An 18,569-nucleotide genomic window follows, 5' to 3' on the forward strand; every position below is an offset into this window, starting at 1 on the left:
GGTTTATTTCCAGATGTTGTAGGGCGTCTGCATCCAGGCGCCAACGACCACCAGCCAGACCAGGGTCACGGGGATAAAAATCTTCCAACCCAAACGCATGATCTGGTCATAACGGAAACGCGGGAAGGTGGCGCGCACCCACAGGAACATGGTGACCACGACAAAAGTCTTGGCGCCCAGCCAGATCCAGCCCGGGATGAAGCTCAGGGCTTCAACGGGCGGCAGCCAGCCGCCCAGGAACATCAGCACCGCCAGGATGGCGACCAGCCACATGTTCGCGTATTCAGCCAGGAAGAACATCGCGAAGGCCATGCCCGAGTATTCGACCATGTGGCCGGCCACGATTTCGGATTCGCCTTCAACGACGTCGAAGGGGTGGCGGTTGGTCTCGGCCAGGCCGGAGATGAAGTACACGACAAAGATAGGCAACAGCGGCAGCCAGTTCCAGGACAGGAAGGTCCAGCCGCTGCTTGCCAGCATGCCCTTGCCCTGGCTCATCACGATGTCGGTCATGTTGAGGCTGCCCGACACCATGAGCACCACCACCAGGCAGAAACCCATGGCGATTTCATAGCTCACCATTTGCGCCGAGGCACGCATGGCTCCCAGGAAGGCGTATTTGGAGTTGGAGGCCCAGCCCGCGATGATCACGCCATACACTTCCAGCGAAGTGATGGCCATGAGGAACAGCAGGCCCGCGTTGATGTTGGCCAGCGCGATCTCCGGGCCAAAGGGAATGACGGCCCAGGCGGCCAGGGCCGGCATGATGGTCATGATGGGGCCCAGCACGAACAGGCCCTTGCTGGCCGCCGTGGGGATGATGATTTCCTTGGTCAGCAGCTTGAGCGCGTCGGCGATGGGCTGCAGCAGGCCGAAAGGCCCGACGCGGTTGGGGCCTAGTCGGATCTGGGTGAAACCGATGGCCTTGCGTTCCCACAAGGTCAGGTAAGCCACCAGGCCCATCAGCGGCGCCAGCACGCAGACGATCTTGATAAGCGTCCACAGCACGGGCCACACGGTGCCCGGCCAGATGCCGCCCATCAAACCCTGGCCGAAGGCGAAGATTCCGTCAATCATGCGCCTGCTCCTTCAAGCTGGGCCTGCAGGCCGGCGGCCTGGCGGGCATCGGCCGTGAGCTGCAGCGAGGTCGCGCGCCTGACCAACCCGTCGAGCTGGTAAATGCTGGCCACGGCAGGCGCCTGGGCGGCAAGCGCCGACAGGTCGATGCCTGCCTGGGTACCGTTGCCCAGCTTGTCCGCGGGCAGCTGCGCCGCATCGGCGCCGGCGACCTGCTTGAGCACGTCCTGCGAGGATTCAAAATCAAAGCCGGGCAAGCCCAGCAAGTTGGCGAGCACACGCAGCACCTTCCAGGCTGGGCGCGTATCGCCCAACGGCTTGACGACGGCGTGAAAGCCCTGCACGCGGCCTTCGGCGTTCACAAAAGTGCCGGAGGTTTCGGTGAAAGGGGCGATAGGCAGCAGCACGTCGCTGAAAGCCATGTTGGCCTTGAAGGGGCTCAGCGTCACGACCATTTGCGCGGTGTTGAGCGAGGACTTGGCCCTGGCGCCCGCGGCCGAATCAAACTCGGGTTCGTTGTTGAGCAGGATCACCGCCTTGAGCTGGCCGTCCAGCATCTGGCCGGCATGCAGGCCCTTGCCGGCAGGCACAGCGCCGGCCAGTTGGGCGCCCACGGTGTTGGCCGCTTCGGTGAGGTAGCCCACGCTGGCACCGGTCTGCGCGCCAATCCAGTTGGCCAGCGCCAGCAGGCTGGAGGCCTTGGCGTGGTGCGCGGCGGCATTGCCCAGCAAGATGGCTTTGCGCTCACCGCCCAGCAGGGACTTGGCGATGGCCTTGGCCGCATCGGTGGCCTGGCCGGCTGCCGGTGCCGTGACGCCCTTGTCGGCGGCAACCGCGGCCGCCACATCGGCCAGGGCCTGGGCCCAGGCCTCAGGCGCTGCGAGCAGCGTGTTGGCGATGGGCATGGCCCAGGCATCGGCGCTTGCCAGTTCGGTGGCAGAGTTGATGGTGCTCAGCGCCCCACCCTTGCGCACGGCCTGGCGTATGCGTTGTGCGAACAGCGGATGGTCCTTGCGCAGGTTGGAACCCACCACGAGCACACGCTGCAGCTGCGACAGCGAAGCGATGGAGGTGCCCAGCCAGCGAATGGCCGAAGGCGCGGCGAACTCGGCGTTGCGCAGGCGGTAGTCGATGTTTTCGCTGCCCAGGCCGCGCATCAGCGAGGCGGCCAGGTAGAGTTCTTCGAGCGTGCTGTGCGGGCTGGCCAGGGTGCCGATGCTGGCGGCGCCGTGGTCGGCCTTGATCTGCTTGAGGCCGTTGGCCACGTATTCGAGCGCGGTCTGCCAGTCGACGGTTTTCCATTCGCCGCCCTGCTTGAGCATGGGGCTGGTCAGGCGTTCGTCGCCGTTGAGGGCTTCATACGAAAAACGATCGCGGTCGGCGATCCAGCATTCGTTGATGTCTTCGTTCTCCAGCGGCACGACGCGCATGACCTTGTTGCTCTTGACCTGGACGATCAGGTTGGCGCCGGTCGAGTCGTGCGGGCTGACCGACTTGCGGCGCGACAGTTCCCAGGTGCGGGCGCTGTAGCGGAAAGGCTTGCTGGTCAGCGCGCCGACCGGGCAGATGTCTATCATGTTGCCGGACAGTTCGGAATCTACCGACATGCCGACGAAGGTTTCGATCTCGGCGTGCTCGCCGCGGTGCGACATGCCCAGTTCCATCACGCCGGCCACTTCCTGGCCGAAACGCACGCAGCGCGTGCAATGGATGCAGCGGCTCATCTCCTGCATGGAGATCAGCGGGCCGACGTCCTTGTGGAAGACCACGCGCTTTTCTTCCTCGTAGCGCGATTCGCTGCCGCCGTAGCCGACGGCCAGGTCCTGCAGCTGGCACTCGCCGCCCTGGTCGCAGATCGGGCAGTCCAGCGGGTGGTTGATCAGCAGGAACTCCATCACGCCCTTCTGGGCCTTGATGGCTTTGTCGTTCTTGGTGCGGACTATCATGCCCTGGGTGACGGGCGTGGCGCAGGCCGGCATGGGCTTGGGCGCTTTTTCCACATCGACCAGGCACATGCGGCAGTTGGCGGCAATGCTGAGCTTCTTGTGATAGCAGAAGTGAGGAATGTAGGTGCCGGCTTTTTCGGCCGCATGCATCACCGTGCTGCCTTCAAGCACTTCCACCTTCTGGCCGTCGAGTTCTATTTCAACCATATTTTTTTCTTTCCGCGGTTCAGGCTTGCGCGGCAGCCGAAACCGGAGCGTGGGAGACTTGTGGCTTGATCATGGCTTCAAACTCATGGCGGAAATGCTTGATCATGGCGCGCACCGGCATGGCCGCGGCATCGCCCAGCGCGCAGATGGTGCGGCCCTGGATGTTGTCGGCCACCGAGTTGAGCAGGTCCATGTCGGTCTGTTTGCCGTGGCCGTTGTGGATGCGGTCCACGACGCGCCAGAGCCAGCCCGTGCCTTCGCGGCAAGGCGTGCATTGGCCGCAGGATTCATGCATGTAGAAGTAGGACAGGCGCTTGAGCGACTCGACCATGCAGCGGCTGTCGTCCATGACGATCACCGCGCCCGAGCCCAGCATGGAGCCGGCCTTGGCGATGGAGTCGTAGTCCATGGTGCATTCCATCATGATCGAAGCCGGCAGCACGGGGGCCGACGACCCGCCGGGGATCACGGCCTTGAGCGTGCGGCCCTTGCGCACGCCGCCTGCGAGTTCCAGCAGCTTGGAGAACGGCGTGCCCATGGGCACTTCATAGTTGCCCGGCAGTTCGACGTCGCCCGAGACCGAATAGATCTTGGTGCCGCCGTTGTTGGGCTTGCCGCATTCGAGGTAGGCCTGGCCGCCGTTGCGGATGATCCAGGGCACGGCCGCGAAGGTCTCGGTGTTGTTGATGGTGGTGGGCTTGCCGTAGAGGCCGAAGCTGGCCGGGAACGGCGGCTTGAAGCGCGGCTGGCCTTTTTTGCCTTCGAGCGACTCGAGCAGCGCGGTTTCTTCGCCGCAGATGTAGGCGCCAAAGCCGTGCGAGGCATGCAGCTGGAAGCTGAAGCCGCTGCCGAAGATGTTGTTGCCCAGCAGGCCGGCGGCGCGCGCCTCTTCGAGCGCTTCTTCAAAGCGCTGGTAGGTCGCGAAAATTTCGCCGTGGATGTAGTTGTAGCCCACGCTGATGCCCATGGCGTAAGCAGCAATCGCCATGCCCTCGATCACGCTGTGCGGGTTGTACTGCATGATGTCGCGGTCTTTGCAGGTGCCCGGCTCGCCCTCGTCCGAGTTGCACACCAGGTATTTCTGGCCCGGGAACTGGCGCGGCATGAAACTCCACTTGAGCCCGGTCGGGAAACCCGCGCCGCCGCGGCCGCGCAGGCTGCCGGCCTTGACCTCGGCGATGACCTGGTCGGGCGTCATGCCCTCGCCGCCGTCCTGCTTGAGGATCTTGCGCAGGGCCTGGTAGCCGCCGCGGGCTTCGTAGTCCTTCAGGCGCCAGTTGCTGCCGTTGAGGTCGGCCAGGATTTGCGGGTTGATGTGCCGGCCGTGGAAGCAGGTCTGCACGCCGGTGGCCGCGAACTGGGATAGCACGCTTTGCGCGGCCGCGCTGTTGGAAGACAAGGGAGCGAGCGTCATGGTTGCTTTGCCTCGGCGGATTTGAGACCTTCGATGAGCTGGTCCAGCTTTTCGTTGCTCATGAAGCTGCACATGGTGAGGTCGTTGACCAGCATCACCGGCGAATCCGCGCAGGCGCCCAGGCATTCGGATTGCTGCAGCGTGAACAGGCCGTCGGCGCTGGTCTCACCCATGGCGATGCCCAGCTTGTGCTCCAGGTGCTTGAGCGCCTTGGCGCCGTCGCGCAGCTGGCACGGCAGGTTGGTGCAGACGTTGAGCTTGTACTTGCCAACGGGACGCTGGTTGTACATGTTGTAGAAGGTCGTGACTTCGTGCACGGCGATAGGCGCCATGCCGAGGTATTCGGCCACGGCTTTTTCGCTCTCGGCGCTCACGTAGCCGTGCTCTTCCTGCAGGATGGTCAGGCAGGCCATGACGGCCGACTGTTTCTGGTCCGCGGGGTATTTGGCGACTTCGCGGTCGAAGCGCGCTCTGGTTTGTTCAGAAATCATGGGGACTACCGGTCAATTTCACCGAACACAATATCCATGGTGCCGATCACGGCGACGGCGTCGGCGATCATGTGGCCGCGTGACATTTCGTCCATGGCCGCGAGGTGCGGGAAACCCGGCGGACGGATCTTCAGGCGATAAGGCTTGTTGGCGCCGTCGCTGACGATGTAGATGCCGAACTCGCCCTTGGGGTGCTCGACCGCCGCATAGGCTTCGCCTTCGGGCACGTGGAAGCCTTCGGTGAAGAGCTTGAAGTGGTGGATCAGCTCTTCCATGTTGGTCTTCATGGATTCGCGGTCCGGCGCGGCGACCTTGTGGTTGCTGGTGATCACGGGGCCGGGGTTCACGCGCAGCCAGTCCACGCACTGCTTGATGATGCGGTTGGACTGGCGCATTTCTTCGACGCGCACCAGGTAGCGGTCGTAGCAGTCGCCGGTTTTGCCGACCGGGATGTCGAAGTCCATCTTGTCGTAGACGTCGTAAGGCTGCTGCTTGCGCAGGTCCCAGGCAAAACCCGAACCCCTGAGCATGGGGCCGGTGAAGCCGAGGTTGAGGGCGCGCTCGGGCGAGACGACACCCACGCCGACCGTGCGCTGCTTCCAGATGCGGTTGTCAGTCAGCAAGGTTTCGTATTCGTCGACGTAGCCCGGGAATTTGTTGGCGAAGTCTTCTATGAAGTCGAGCAGCGAGCCCTGGCGGTTCTCGTTGAGCGCCGCGATGGCTTTGGCGTTCTTGACCTTGCTGACGCGGTACTGCGGCATGCTCTCGGGCAGGTCGCGGTAGACGCCGCCCGGGCGGAAATAGGCCGCATGCATGCGCGCGCCGGAGACGGCCTCGTACATGTCGAACAGGGCCTCGCGCTCGCGGAAGCAGTAGATCAGGATGTTCATCGCGCCGCAGTCAAAACCGTGCGCGCCCAGCCACAGCAGGTGGTTGAGCAGGCGCGTGATTTCGGCGTACATCACGCGGATGTACTGCGCGCGCACCGGCACGTCGACGCCGAGCAGCTTCTCGATGGCCAGGCAGTAGGCGTGCTCGTTGGACATCATGGAGACGTAGTCCAGCCGGTCCATGTAGGGCAGCGACTGGATATAGGTCTTGCTCTCGGCGAGTTTTTCGGTCGCGCGGTGCAAGAGGCCGATGTGCGGGTCGGCGCGCTGTATCACCTCGCCGTCAAGCTCGAGCACGAGGCGCAGCACACCGTGCGCCGCGGGATGCTGTGGCCCAAAGTTAAGCGTGTAGTTTTTGATTTCAGCCATGTGGGTATCTCTTGCCGGCGCCGCTTATTGCAGGCCGCCGTAGTTGTCTTCGCGGATCACACGCGGGGTGATCTCGCGCGGCTCTATGGTGACCGGCTGGTAAATCACGCGCTTTTGTTCGGGGTCGTAACGCATCTCCACATGGCCCGAGGTCGGGAAGTCCTTGCGGAAAGGATGGCCGATGAAACCGTAGTCGGTCAGGATGCGGCGCAGGTCGTTGTGGCCTTCAAAGATGATGCCGTAGAGGTCAAAGGCCTCGCGCTCGAACCAGTTGGCCGAGTTCCAGATGCCGTTGAGCGAATCCACCACGGGGAAATCGTCGTCAGGACAAAACACCTTCAGGCGCACGCGCTGGTTGAGGCTGACCGACAGCAGGTGCGACACCACGCAGTAGCGCGGGCCGTCGTGCTGGCCGTCCCGGTATTCGGAATAGTCAACACCGCACAGGTCGATCAGTTGCTCGAAGCGGCAGCCTGGCGCATCGCGCAGCTGGGTGGCGGCCGCCAGGTAGTCGGCGGCGGAGACTGTGAGGGTGATTTCACCGAGCGCGGTCTTCAGGCTTTTGACCTTGTCGCCGAGGACGGCGTGAATCGTTTCGGCGAGCTGCTCCATGGACACGGGGGAAGAGGACATGCTTTATGCCCTCGCAATCGTGTTGGTGCGGCGGATCTTCTGCTGCAGCTGGATGATGCCGTACATCAGCGCCTCGGCCGTGGGCGGGCAGCCCGGCACGTAAACGTCAACCGGCACGATGCGGTCGCAGCCGCGAACCACGGAATAGCTGTAGTGGTAGTAGCCGCCGCCGTTGGCGCACGAGCCCATGGACAGCACCCAGCGCGGCTCAGACATCTGGTCGTAGACCTTGCGCAGGGCCGGACCCATCTTGTTGCACAGCGTGCCGGCCACGATCATCAGGTCGGACTGGCGCGGGCTGGGGCGGAACAACATGCCGAAGCGGTCCAGGTCGTAGCGCGCCGCGCCGGCATGCATCATTTCGACGGCGCAGCAGGCCAGGCCGAACGTCATGGGCCAAAGCGAACCCGTCTTGGCCCAGTTCACCACCGAGTCATAGCTCGTGGTCATGAAGCCTTCGTTGAAAACACCTTCAAGTGACATACCCGTACCTTTGTGGCGAGATTCGCCCTAGCCCTAGAGAACCCTCGGGATTTTTAGCTTCTTATTCCCAGTCCAGCGCACCTTTTTTCCACTCGTAGACGAAGCCCACGACCAGAATGCCCAGGAAGATCATGACCGACCAGAAACCGACGGGGCCGATTTCCTTGAGCGCCACGGCCCAGGGAAAGAGGAAGGCGATTTCGAGGTCAAACAGAATGAAGAGGATGGCGACCAGGTAGTAGCGCACATCAAATTTCATGCGGGCATCTTCGAAAGCCTCGAAGCCGCATTCGTAAGGAGAATTTTTTTCGCTGTCGGGGCGCACGGGGCCCAACAAACGCCCCAGGACCTGGGGCACCACGCCGACACCCACACCAACCAGAATGAACAGGAGAACAGGGAGGTATTGATCGAGGTTCATCGTGGATTCAACTTCTGAAAAGCCACCTGTGCGGTTTGTTTCAGCTTGCCGTTTGAGCCGACAGCACCGCCGGAGCGCTGCTGCCGATGCTTGTCAATCTGGTGCGGACGGCGAGACTCGAACTCGCACACCTTTCGGCACTACCCCCTCAAGATAGCGTGTCTACCAATTTCACCACGTCCGCGGTATTTAACTGACTGGATGGCATGAGGAAACCTTGCGGTTTTGGGCTTTCCAGACAGTCTCAGAGTTTACCCTGAAATACCGCCTCTCCCGACGAGAGGCGGCAGCAAAATCACGTTATTTCGTCGGGATTTGCGCGGCGCCCGATGCGGCGGGCGCAGGCGGCGCGGGAACCGCGGCGCTGCCGCTCGCGGGTGCCGTGGTCGCGGGGATTTGGGCCGCGCCGGAAGCCGCGCCGGCAGGGGCCGGTGCCGTCACGGCAGCGCCTTCGAGAACGCTGGAGCCGCTGCGCGGCAACGAGCTGCCGCCGAAGTAAGCAAGCAGCAAGGTGCAGGCAAAAAACAGCGCGGCGAGAACACCGGTGGTGCGCGACAGGAAGTTGGCGCTGCCGCTGGCACCGAACAGGCTGCCCGAGCCGCCGCTGCCGAACGCCGCGCCCATGTCGGCGCCCTTGCCGTGCTGCACCAGGATCAGGCCAATCATGCCGAGCGCCGAGAGCATTTGCACAGCGAGGACAATGGTCAATACAACGTTCATATCTACTCCTAAATTAATAGCGTTCTGCGCTCGTTATTTGCGGGCTGCAGCAATAATGGTCAAAAAATCGGGGGCTTTGAGCGAGGCGCCGCCAATCAGGCCGCCGTCGATGTCGGGCTGGGCCAGCAGCGCTGCCGCGTTGGCGGCGTTCATGCTGCCGCCATACAGGATTTTCACACGCGCGAACTGGTCCGTGGCGGCCTTCAGCTGGGCGCGCAGCACCGCGTGCACGGCCTGGGCTTCTTCGGGCGACGCCGTCTTGCCGGTGCCTATGGCCCACACGGGTTCATAGGCCACGACGATTTCGCTGATGCAGTGGCCGTTGGTGTGGATCACCGCGGCCAGCTGGCGCTTGACGACCTCTTCGGTGTGGCCGGCTTCGCGCTCGGCCAGCGTCTCGCCCACGCAGACGATGGGCGTGATGCCCGATGCCAGCGCGGCTTTGGCCTTGTCGGCCACCAGCGCATCGCTTTCACCGTGGTACTGGCGGCGCTCCGAATGGCCGACGATGGCAAAACGGCAACCGAAATCCTTGAGCATGGCGGCGCTCACCTCGCCTGTGTACGCACCCGAGGCCTGCGCCGAGACATCCTGCGCGCCGAGTTCGATCGCCGCGAGGCCGGCTTGCGTGGAACGCATGGCCTGCACCTGCCCCAGGTAGGGCGCGGGAACACAAACGGCGACCTCGCAGGCCGGCGCGCGGCCCAGGCCCTGCGCCAGCGCGTCGAGCAAGGCTGCATTGGCCGCCAGGCTGCCGTTCATCTTCCAGTTTCCTGCAATGAGTTTTTTCATCTTTGGCTTACCAGGTCAAAACAATTTTGCCGATATGCGAATTCGACTCCATCAGCGCATGGGCCTTGGCCGCGTCGGCCGCGGCAAAGGTGCTGTGGATCACCGGCTTGACGGCGCCGCGGGCCATCAGCGGCCAGACTTTTTCTTTCAGCGCTTTCGCGATCGCCGCCTTGAATTCGACGGAACGCGGGCGCAAGGTCGAACCGGTGATGGTCAGGCGCTTGCGCAGCACCAGGCCGGCGTTGACCTCGGCCTTGATGCCGCCCTGCACCGCGATGATGGCGAGGCGGCCGTCCTCGGCCAGGCATTCGACTTCACGCGCGACATAACTGCCGGCCACCATGTCCAGGATGACGTTGACGCCCTGCCCGTTCGTGAGCCGCTTCACCTCTTCGGCGAAGTCGCTGCTCTTGTAGTTGATGGCGTGGTCCGCCCCCAGGGCGACGCAGGCCGCGCACTTGTCGTCGCTGCCGGCAGTGACCAGCACTGTGGCGCCCAGGGCCTTGGCGATCTGGATGGCTGTCACGCCTATGCCACTGGAGCCGCCCTGGACCAGCAGGGTTTCACCGGGCTGCAGGCCCGCGCGCTCGAACACATTGCTCCAGACCGTGAAGAAGGTCTCGGGCAACGAAGCCGCTTCGATGTCGCTGAGGCCCTCGGGCACCGGCAGGCATTGCCCGACGGGCGCGACGCACAGCTCGGCATAACCGCCACCGGCGACCAGCGCGCAGACGCGGTCGCCGGGCTTCAGGCCGGCCGCGGCCATGGCCTTGGCGTCACCGGAGACGATCACGCCGGCCACTTCCAGGCCCGGGATATCGGATGCGCCCGGCGGCACCGGGTAGTGGCCCATGCGCTGCAGCACGTCAGGGCGGTTCACACCGCTGGCACTCACGCGGATCACCACCTCGCCCGGGCCGTCGACGGGTGCCGGGCGCGCGCCCAGACGCAACACCTCGGGCCCGCCGTAGGAGGTAATTTCAACAGCTTTCATGGGGTATGCAATTCATTTGCACCGCCGGCGCCCGGCATCCGGGCGCAAGCGGCGCAACATCCATGGCCGGTGCGGATCAGCCCCGGTCCTGGTCCTGGGCCGGGCGGTCCAGCAAGGCCTTCATCGACAGCTTGACGCGGCCTTTTTCGTCGGTCTCAAGAACCTTGACCTTGACGATCTGGCCTTCGCTCAGGTAGTCGGTGACCTTCTCGACGCGCTCGTGGGCGATCTGGCTGATGTGCAGCAGGCCGTCCTTGCCGGGCAGCAGGTTGATCAGCGCGCCGAAGTCCAGGATCTTGGTGACCGGGCCTTCGTAGACCTTGCCGATTTCGACTTCAGCGGTGATCTCGGCGATGCGGCGCTTGGCTTCGTCGGCCTTGGCGCTGTCATTCGAGGCGATGGTGATGGTGCCGTCTTCCTCGATGTTGATCTGCGTGCCGGTTTCTTCGGTCAGCGCGCGGATGACGGCGCCGCCCTTGCCGATCACGTCGCGGATCTTCTCGGGGTTGATCTTCATGACGTAGAGGCGGGGTGCGAAGTCGGAGACTTCGGCCTTGGCCTCGCCCATGGCTTCCTGCATCTTGCCCAGGATGTGCATGCGGGCTTCCTTGGCCTGGGCCAGCGCGACCTGCATAATTTCCTTGGTGATGCCCTGGATCTTGATGTCCATCTGCAGCGCGGTGATACCGAAGGTGGTGCCCGCGACCTTGAAGTCCATATCGCCCAGGTGATCTTCGTCGCCCAGGATGTCGGTCAGCACGGCAAAGCGGTTGTCTTCCTTGATCAGGCCCATGGCGATGCCGGCCACGTGGGCCTTCATCGGCACGCCGGCGTCCATCAGCGAGAGGCAGCCGCCGCAGACCGAAGCCATCGACGAGGAGCCGTTCGACTCGGTGATCTCGGACACCACGCGCATGGTGTAGGGGAACTCTTCCTTGGTGGGCAGCACCGCGACCAGCGCGCGCTTGGCCAGGCGGCCGTGGCCGATTTCACGGCGTTTCGGGCTCCCGACACGACCGGTTTCGCCGGTGGCGAACGGAGGCATGTTGTAGTGCAGCATGAAGCGGTCTTCGTAGTCGCCGGACAGCGCGTCGATGCGCTGCGCGTCGCGCTCGGTGCCCAGCGTGGTCACGACCAGGGCCTGGGTTTCGCCGCGCGTGAACAGGGCCGAGCCGTGGGTGCGTGGCAGCACGCTGTTGCGGATTTCAATGGCGCGCACGGTGCGGGTGTCGCGGCCGTCGATGCGGGGTTCGCCTGCCAGGATCTGGCTGCGCACGATCTTGGCTTCGATGTCGAACAGCATGCCTTCCACGGCGACGCTGTCGAATTCCACGCCGTCGGCCTTCAGGGCGGCCATCACGTCCGAGGTCACCACGCGGCAGGCTTGCGTACGCGCCTGCTTGGCGCGGATCTGGTAGGCGGCCTGCAGCTTGGCGCCGGCGAGTTCATTGACCTTGGCGATCAGCGGCTCGTTCTTGGCGGGGGCTTGCCAGTCCCAGACTGGCTTGCCGGCATCGCGCACGAGTTCGTGGATCGCGTTGATCGCGATATTGCCCTGCTCATGGCCGAACACCACGGCGCCCAGCATGATTTCTTCGGACAGCTGCTGGGCTTCGGACTCGACCATCAGCACGGCGGCTTCGGTGCCGGCCACGACGAGGTCCATCTTCGAATCCTTGAGCTGGGTCTTGCCGGGGTTCAGCACGTACTGGCCGTCGATGTAGGCCACGCGCGCGGCGCCGATGGGGCCGTTGAAGGGAATGCCGGAAATCGACAGGGCGGCGCTAGAAGCGATCAGCGCGGGGATGTCGCCTTCGACTTCAGGGTTCAGCGACAGCACGTGGATCACGACCTGCACTTCGTTGAAGAAGCCTTCGGGGAACAGCGGACGGATGGGGCGGTCGATCAGGCGGGAAGTCAGCGTTTCGAATTCGCTGGGGCGGCCTTCGCGCTTGAAGAAGCTGCCGGGGATGCGGCCGGCGGCATAGGTTTTTTCGAGGTAGTCGACGGTCAGGGGAAAGAAATCCTGGCCGGGCTTGGCATCGGACTTGGCGACCACGGTGGCCAGCACCACGGTGCCGTCCATGTCTACGACGACGGCGCCGCTGGACTGCCGGGCGATTTCGCCGGTTTCCATCGTGACCTTGTGCTGGCCCCATTGGAAGGACTTGGTGACTTTGTTGAAAATGCTCATGTTCTTATCTCCACTAAATTCACACGCTTGAGGCAGCGCGGGAGGCCCGGAGCGGCGGCTGGCTGAACACGATGCCATTCCACAAAATGCCTGGGCTCAGCGGGCTTGCCCAGGGCTTTTTTTGTGGAATGACACAGCGCGTGCTCGTTTTGCCTTGCTCCGAAGTAAAAAGCGCCTGAGCTAGTGAACTAACTCAGGCGCTTTCAAATTCTTGTTACCGATTACTTGCGCAGGCCAAGCTTGGCGATCAGCGCGGTGTAACGGTCTGCGTCTTTGGACTTCAGGTAGTCCAGCAGCTTGCGGCGGCGGCTCACCATGCGCAGCAGGCCGCGGCGGCCGTGGTGATCCTTGGCGTTGGCCTTGAAATGGGGGGTCAGTTCGTTGATGCGGCCGGTCAGCAGCGCCACTTGAACTTCAGGGCTGCCGGTGTCGCCGGCGGCACGTGCGTTGGCCTGGACGATTTCGGCCTTGACGGATTTTGCAATCATGTTTTCTCTTTCCTGCACCGAGGTGCGCTTGCGAGCGAAGCAGTGTTCCCGACATGGGAGATGAATAAACCGCTTTCGTCGTGTTCCGGCATGAAAAAGGCCCCAAAAAGGCCTCAAACTGCGCAGAGCCTTGGATTATAGCCTGAGAAGCAGTTCAGGCTCCAAGCCAGCCTTTCAGCCGCTCCACCCCCTGTCCCAGCCTGGCCACGTCCTGGCTGGCGAAGCACCAGCGCAGCCAGCCCTGGGCCTCGGGCCCGGGATTGACCATAAAGGCATTGCCCGGCGCCAGGCCCAGGCCAGCCTCCACGACCAGACGCTTGGCCGTTTCCAGCGAGTCGCCAAAACGCCCAGGGTTTGCGGGGTCTTGCAGCCGGAAAAAGGCGTACATGCCGCCTTTGGCCGGGGCCAGTTGCACGCCGGGCACGGCCTGCAGCAGCGGCACCAGGGTATCGCGGCAGGTTTTGAGGTGCGCCACCACCCGCGGCGTGATGTCGGCCGTGCGTTTTAGGGCCACCAGCCCGGCCCGCTGCACGAAAACGGGTGCGCAGGAGGTGTTGAACTCCACCAGCTTGCCCATGTGCGGTGTCATCGTGGCCGGCATCACCAGCCAACCCAGGCGCCAGCCGGTCATCAAAAAGCTCTTGGAAAAGCTGTGGACCACCACCAGCCGGTCCTCAGGCGCCGCGATGTCCAGGAAACTGGGCGCGCAGCCATTCGGGGTGGGCTCGTAATACAGCCGCTCATACACCTCGTCGGCCAGTATCCAGGTCCCGGTTTGACGGCAATGCGCCAGGATGGCCTCCTGCTCGGCGCGCGCCAGGGTCCAGCCCGTGGGATTGTTGGGTGCATTGACGATCAGCAGCTTGGTCTTGGGCGTGATGGCGGCCAGCAGTTCGGCCATATCCAGCCGCCATTCGCCCGCCACCGGCTTGAGGCTCACGCAGCGCACCCGCGCGCCCATGATGGCCGGCTGGGCCGTCAGGTTGGGCCAGACCGGCGTGACGGCAACCACTTCGTCGCCGGCATCCACCAGCGCCTGCACGGCCAGCATCAAGGCATTGACGCCGCCCGAGGTGACCGCAATGCGCTCCGCCGTGATGGGCGCGGCGCCCGGGCAGCGCAGACCCGCGGCGTAAGCCGCGATGGCTTCCCGCAGCTCGGGCAGGCCCAGGTTGTGGGCATAAAAGGTCTCGCCCTGCTGCAGCGAAGCGGCGGCGGCGTCGCGGATAAAGGCCGGCGTGACCTCGTCGCTTTCGCCAAACCAGAACTTGAGCACGTCGCTGCGCCCCATGCCGGCATTGGCGACCTGGCGGATCATGGATTCTTCAAGGTTTAAAACAGCTTGTCTCATGGTCATGGGAATGTTCGATCTGCCTGCCGGCGTCCGTCAAAAAAACAAAGAAATTGAAACTCAAGGCCGGACCATCTTGCAGCTGCTCGGCTGCTCAGCCCGCTCGGGCGAGATGGTCTTGATCACGCGAAAGCCGTAGCCCGAGCCTTCCACGTCGAACTTCACGCCCGGCGAGCCCTGCTTGCCCATCAGCGCCACCAGCAGCGGCTGCTGGAACTGGTGGTCCAGCGCGCGCATGGCGCCCTGGTGGCCCGCAAAATTGACGGCACCGCGCTCGAGTTGCGCCGCCACCGCGCCGGCCTCGGTGCTGCCGGCTTTGTCAAGGCTCTGGGCCAGGGCCTCGACCATGAGCTGCATGCGCATGTGCACATAGTCGTCCTGCGGTTTCGGGAAACGCTGGCGGAAGGATTGGTAAAACGCCTCGGACTGCGCGCCCGCCTCGTTGGGGAACCAGTCGGCCACGGCGACCACCTTGCCCACGCCGGCCTCCCCCAGCGCGCCCGGCACGCCCAGCGCATTGCCGTAGAAGGTGTAGAACTTGCCCTCGTAGCCCACTTCCCTGGCCGCCTTGATCAGCAGGGTCAGATCGTTCCCCCAGTTGCCCGTGAGCACCGCCTGCGCGCCGCTGGCCTTGATCTTCGCGGCATAGGGAATGAAGTCCTTGACGCGGCCCAGCGCGTGCAACTCATCGCCCACGATCTGCACGTCGGGGCGTTGCGCGCCCAGCTGCTTGCGGGCCTCGCGCAACACCGCCTGGCCGAAGCTGTAGTCCTGGCCTATCAGGTAAATGCTTTTGAGCGCCTTGTCGTCCTTGAGCACGTCCATGAGCGCGGCCATGCGCATGTCGGCGTGCGCGTCGAAACGGAAATGCCAGTAGCTGCATTTTTCGTTCGTCAAGATGGGATCGACCGCCGAGTAGTTCAGGAAGAGCACGCGCTTTTTCGGCTCGCGTTCGTTGTGCTTGTTGATGGCGTCTATGAGCACCGCCGCGATGGCCGACGAATTGCCCTGCGCGATGATGGTCACGCCGTCGTCGATGGCCGAGCGCAAAGCCGCCAGCGCCTCTTCGTTCTGGCCCTTGCTGTCGTAGCGCTCGACCACCAGGTTGCGCGGCCCGCCAGCCAGCTTCACGCCGCCGCGCGCGTTGACACGTTCGGTGGCCCAGACCAGGTTGCGGAACACCGCCTCGCCGGTGTTGGCAAAGGCGCCCGACAGGCTTTCGATCAACGCGATGCGTACCGGTGGCTGGCCGGCGGTCTGCGCGCCGGCACCCAAGGCGGCGCAAAGACATAGGGCCGTGAAAAGGCGTTTCAAGTGTTGGCGCATAAAAAAGAACTCCCTGTTTTTCGCTGAATCTGGCTTGAATAAACCGGCTGCACACCTAACTGGTGTGCATGCGGCAATCACGGTGAACGCCGCGCAGTGTAAGGGGAAACCGCCCCTTGTTAACCCATCAAGGAACAGCCATGTTTTACTCTCTCGCCCATCGCCCCGCTCGCGCCTTTCATCGCCACTACGCGCCCGTCGTGAGCAACGGCGCCCTGGAAAAATTCCTCAATGACACCTTCTCCTCGCTCTCCGATGCCGGCGCCGCCAAGTCCGCCAGCGTGGAGGACCAGGAAAAAGCCTACACCCTGCAGCTCGACGTCCCGGGTCTCGCCCGCGAACACCTGGACATCGGCATCGAAGGCGATGTGGTCCGCGTGGCCAGCAAAGAGGACGCGCCCCGCAAGGTCAAGGCCGCCTGGCGCTTCCCGCTGGAAATCGACACCGCCAACAGCTCGGCCAAGCTCGAGAACGGCGTGCTGACCCTGACGCTGGGCAAAAAAGTCCCCGTCAGCAACGTCACGCACCTCGATATTCAATAACCGGGTAGTCCGGGATTCAGGCTGCTTCAGCCTGCAGCTCTGCCAGGTTCCAGCGCGGCTTCACGTCAAAGGTGTAGCCGCGCTGCAGCGTTTCCAGCCCCGCCTGCAGCCGCATGCCGGCCGCCAGCGCAATCATCGCGCCGTTGTCGGTGCACAAATGCAATTCGGGGTAATGCACGCGTATGCCGCGTTGCTTGCATACGGCATTGAGCTGGCTGCGCAGCAGCGCATTGGCGCCCACGCCACCGGCCACCACCAGGCGCTTGAGCCCGGTTTGGGCCATAGCGGCCAGTGATTTTTTGACCAACACTTCCACAATCGCCGCCTGCGTGGCAGCCGCCAGGTCGGCCTTGCGGCTTTCCAGGTCTGGCCCCAGCTTTTTGGCCTGCGTCAGCACCGCGGTCTTGAGCCCGGCAAAGGAAAAATCGAGGTCGCCGCTGTGCAGCAAGGGCCGCGGCAGCTTGAAAGCCGCGCCGTCGCCTCCTTCAGCCAGCTTAGACAAGTGCGGGCCGCCCGGATAGGGCAGGCCCATGAGCTTGGCCGACTTGTCAAAGGCCTCGCCGGCCGCGTCGTCAATGGTTTCACCGAGCAGCTCGTAGCTGCCTACGCGGTCCACCCGCATCAGCTGGGTGTGGCCGCCCGACACCAGCAGCGCCACAAACGGAAACTCCGGCGGGTCGGCGCTCAGGAAGGGCGACAGCAGATGGCCTTCCAGGTGGTGCACACCCATGGCCGGCTTGCCCAGCGCCGCCGCCAGCGAGCAAGCCACCCCGGCCCCCACCAGAAGCGCGCCGGCCAATCCGGGCCCGCGCGTGTAAGCCACCACATCCACCTGCGCCAGGCTGCTGCCCGCCTCCGCCATCACCTGCTGCGTCAGGGGCAATACACGGCGTATATGGTCGCGGCTCGCCAGCTCAGGCACCACGCCGCCATAGGCTTGGTGCATGGCGATCTGGCTGTACAGCGCATGCGACAGCAGGCGCGGCACGCCGGCGCCGCTGGCATCCACCAGCGCCACGCCGGTTTCATCACAACTCGATTCGATACCTAGAACTAGCATCGTTCAAGTGTAAGGTTTAGACAGCGCGCCCCCGGATACTTAGCCATCACATGTTGTGGTTCGTGGGAATTCTTCTACCCAGCACAAGCCGCGGAACTGGCTTTGCCAGACCGCAGGCGGGCGGCCCCCTCGGGGGGCAGGGAGCGACACGAAGTGCGCGACCGTGGGGGCACGTTTCTTGCACTTACACCTCCATGACGCCGTCACAATCCCTGCGCCTGGTCATCATCGCACCGGACCTCCTGGAGTCCGCGTCCGCTGACGACCATGCACGGGAGCTCGCCGAGCGCTCGCGCCAGCTGCGCATAGGCCTGCTGGAAAACGGTTACAACATCGTCGCGGTGCTGCCGGCCGACACCTTTCTGGATGAACGCCTGGCGCAGTTGCAGCCCGACATGATCATCGTGGACGCCGAAAGCGAGGCTCGCGATTCCCTGGAGCATGTGGTGATGGCGACGCGGGACGCGCGGCGGCCCATCGTGCTGTTCACCAACGACAACGACACCAGCCACGTCAAGGACGCCGTCGCGGCCGGCGTATCGGCTTACGTGGTGGCCGGGCTCTCGCCAGACCGCATCCGCCCCATCCTGGACGTGGCCATGGCGCGCTTTGAGCACGAGCAAGGCCTGCGAAAGGAACTGGCGCATGCCAAAACCGAGCTGCACGAGCGAAAAGTCATAGACCGGGCCAAAGGCATGCTGATGCAGCGCCAGGGACTGTCCGAGCAGGCCGCCTACGAGAAGCTGCGCAAGGCCGCCATGGACAAGGGCCTGCGCCTGGGCGAGGTGGCCCAGCGCATGCTGGACGCCCTGGACCTGCTGGGCTGATCCGCCGGCCGGGCCGCCCCGGCCACCCTCAATTGGTGCAGCGCACAAATTAGGTGCGAATAACAAGCCGCGCCGTTTTGGCGCCCCGCCCCGCAACTCCTGGCCCTGGGGGGCGTACAAAGGGAGTTTTCCCGCGCGCCCCCTCTCTAGAACAAGGCTTTCGTCAACTTTCGGAGCCCCTGGCACAGCTTTTGCACTGCACTAAGCACTGGCCAAGGATGGCCATACGGCACAGCACTTCAACGACGAAGTGTGTGGTGCCCCAAGGAACAAAGGCGTTCGCACCCTGCATCACGTTCAACGTGTTGCCCGGGTCGAGCGCCTTTTTTGTTTTTGTCTTTTGT

At 63.9% G+C, this 18,569-nt stretch carries 18 protein-coding genes and 1 tRNA gene; 2 read left to right on the forward strand and 17 right to left on the reverse strand.

The features are described from left to right. Positions 1-3: 3 nt before the first annotated feature. From nuoH to BLQ85_RS11540, 16 genes are all read right to left on the reverse strand, one after another. Positions 4-1,077, reverse strand: coding sequence for an NADH-quinone oxidoreductase subunit NuoH (gene nuoH, locus BLQ85_RS11465; RefSeq protein ID WP_074577074.1), 1,074 nt, complete (start codon positions 1,075-1,077; stop codon positions 4-6). Then, entirely contained in the window at positions 1,074-3,230 is a 2,157-nt protein-coding gene (gene nuoG / locus BLQ85_RS11470; RefSeq protein WP_074577076.1) for an NADH-quinone oxidoreductase subunit NuoG, read from the reverse strand. The genes nuoH and nuoG overlap by 4 nt, the downstream gene beginning before the upstream one ends. Before the next feature lie 19 nt (positions 3,231-3,249). Then, the gene (nuoF, locus tag BLQ85_RS11475; RefSeq protein ID WP_074577078.1) at positions 3,250-4,644 is read right to left on the reverse strand and encodes an NADH-quinone oxidoreductase subunit NuoF; all 1,395 of its coding nucleotides are present in this window, start codon (positions 4,642-4,644) and stop codon (positions 3,250-3,252) included. After that, entirely contained in the window at positions 4,641-5,135 is a 495-nt protein-coding gene (gene nuoE, locus BLQ85_RS11480; RefSeq protein WP_074577080.1) for an NADH-quinone oxidoreductase subunit NuoE, read from the reverse strand. The genes nuoF and nuoE overlap by 4 nt, the downstream gene beginning before the upstream one ends. A 5-nt stretch (positions 5,136-5,140) precedes the next feature. Continuing rightward, positions 5,141-6,394, reverse strand: a complete 1,254-nt coding sequence (locus tag BLQ85_RS11485; protein ID WP_074577082.1) for an NADH-quinone oxidoreductase subunit D — start codon at positions 6,392-6,394, stop codon at positions 5,141-5,143. 24 nt (positions 6,395-6,418) lie between these two features. Next, the gene (locus BLQ85_RS11490) at positions 6,419-7,027 is read right to left on the reverse strand and encodes an NADH-quinone oxidoreductase subunit C (protein ID WP_074577084.1); all 609 of its coding nucleotides are present in this window, start codon (positions 7,025-7,027) and stop codon (positions 6,419-6,421) included. Between the two features lie 3 nt (positions 7,028-7,030). Further along, a complete protein-coding gene (locus tag BLQ85_RS11495; RefSeq protein ID WP_007864469.1) occupies positions 7,031-7,510 on the reverse strand; it encodes a NuoB/complex I 20 kDa subunit family protein in 480 nt (159 codons plus the stop codon). 61 nt (positions 7,511-7,571) lie between these two features. Continuing rightward, on the reverse strand, positions 7,572-7,931 hold the full coding sequence (locus BLQ85_RS11500; RefSeq protein ID WP_007864471.1) for an NADH-quinone oxidoreductase subunit A: 360 nt from the start codon (positions 7,929-7,931) through the stop codon (positions 7,572-7,574). Positions 7,932-8,030: 99 nt separating this feature from the next. Continuing rightward, positions 8,031-8,115 (reverse strand) — tRNA-Leu (locus tag BLQ85_RS11505). 116 nt (positions 8,116-8,231) lie between these two features. Continuing rightward, positions 8,232-8,651: a preprotein translocase subunit SecG gene (gene secG, locus BLQ85_RS11510; RefSeq protein WP_007864475.1), complete on the reverse strand. Its 420-nt coding sequence runs from the start codon at positions 8,649-8,651 to the stop codon at positions 8,232-8,234. Positions 8,652-8,684: 33 nt separating this feature from the next. After that, a complete protein-coding gene (tpiA, locus tag BLQ85_RS11515; protein WP_074577086.1) occupies positions 8,685-9,443 on the reverse strand; it encodes a triose-phosphate isomerase in 759 nt (252 codons plus the stop codon). 7 nt (positions 9,444-9,450) lie between these two features. Beyond that, complete coding sequence (locus BLQ85_RS11520) at positions 9,451-10,437, reverse strand: NAD(P)H-quinone oxidoreductase (RefSeq protein ID WP_074577090.1); 987 nt, start codon at positions 10,435-10,437, stop codon at positions 9,451-9,453. A gap of 76 nt (positions 10,438-10,513) precedes the next feature. Continuing rightward, positions 10,514-12,631 carry a polyribonucleotide nucleotidyltransferase gene (gene pnp, locus BLQ85_RS11525; RefSeq protein WP_007864483.1) on the reverse strand — a complete coding sequence of 706 codons (2,118 nt, stop codon included), beginning with the start codon at positions 12,629-12,631 and terminating at the stop codon, positions 10,514-10,516. Positions 12,632-12,852: 221 nt separating this feature from the next. Continuing rightward, entirely contained in the window at positions 12,853-13,119 is a 267-nt protein-coding gene (gene rpsO / locus BLQ85_RS11530; protein WP_007864491.1) for a 30S ribosomal protein S15, read from the reverse strand. Between the two features lie 154 nt (positions 13,120-13,273). Then, positions 13,274-14,476: a pyridoxal phosphate-dependent aminotransferase gene (locus tag BLQ85_RS11535; protein ID WP_256375438.1), complete on the reverse strand. Its 1,203-nt coding sequence runs from the start codon at positions 14,474-14,476 to the stop codon at positions 13,274-13,276. Positions 14,477-14,530: 54 nt separating this feature from the next. After that, entirely contained in the window at positions 14,531-15,796 is a 1,266-nt protein-coding gene (locus BLQ85_RS11540; protein ID WP_074577092.1) for a branched-chain amino acid ABC transporter substrate-binding protein, read from the reverse strand. A gap of 140 nt (positions 15,797-15,936) precedes the next feature. Between BLQ85_RS11540 and BLQ85_RS11545 the strand changes: the two genes are divergently transcribed. Next, positions 15,937-16,338 carry an Hsp20/alpha crystallin family protein gene (locus BLQ85_RS11545; protein ID WP_074577094.1) on the forward strand — a complete coding sequence of 134 codons (402 nt, stop codon included), beginning with the start codon at positions 15,937-15,939 and terminating at the stop codon, positions 16,336-16,338. A 16-nt stretch (positions 16,339-16,354) separates the two neighbouring features. Here BLQ85_RS11545 and tsaD read toward each other — a convergent pair whose 3' ends face one another. After that, positions 16,355-17,398 carry a tRNA (adenosine(37)-N6)-threonylcarbamoyltransferase complex transferase subunit TsaD gene (gene tsaD / locus BLQ85_RS11550; protein ID WP_074577096.1) on the reverse strand — a complete coding sequence of 348 codons (1,044 nt, stop codon included), beginning with the start codon at positions 17,396-17,398 and terminating at the stop codon, positions 16,355-16,357. A gap of 194 nt (positions 17,399-17,592) precedes the next feature. Between tsaD and BLQ85_RS11555 the strand changes: the two genes are divergently transcribed. Then, positions 17,593-18,225, forward strand: coding sequence for an ANTAR domain-containing response regulator (locus tag BLQ85_RS11555; protein WP_074577098.1), 633 nt, complete (start codon positions 17,593-17,595; stop codon positions 18,223-18,225). Positions 18,226-18,569: the final 344 nt, after the last annotated feature.

Origin of the sequence: Polaromonas sp. JS666 (genome assembly GCF_900103405.1) — a bacterium.
Taxonomy (GTDB): Bacteria; Pseudomonadota; Gammaproteobacteria; order Burkholderiales; family Burkholderiaceae_C; genus Polaromonas.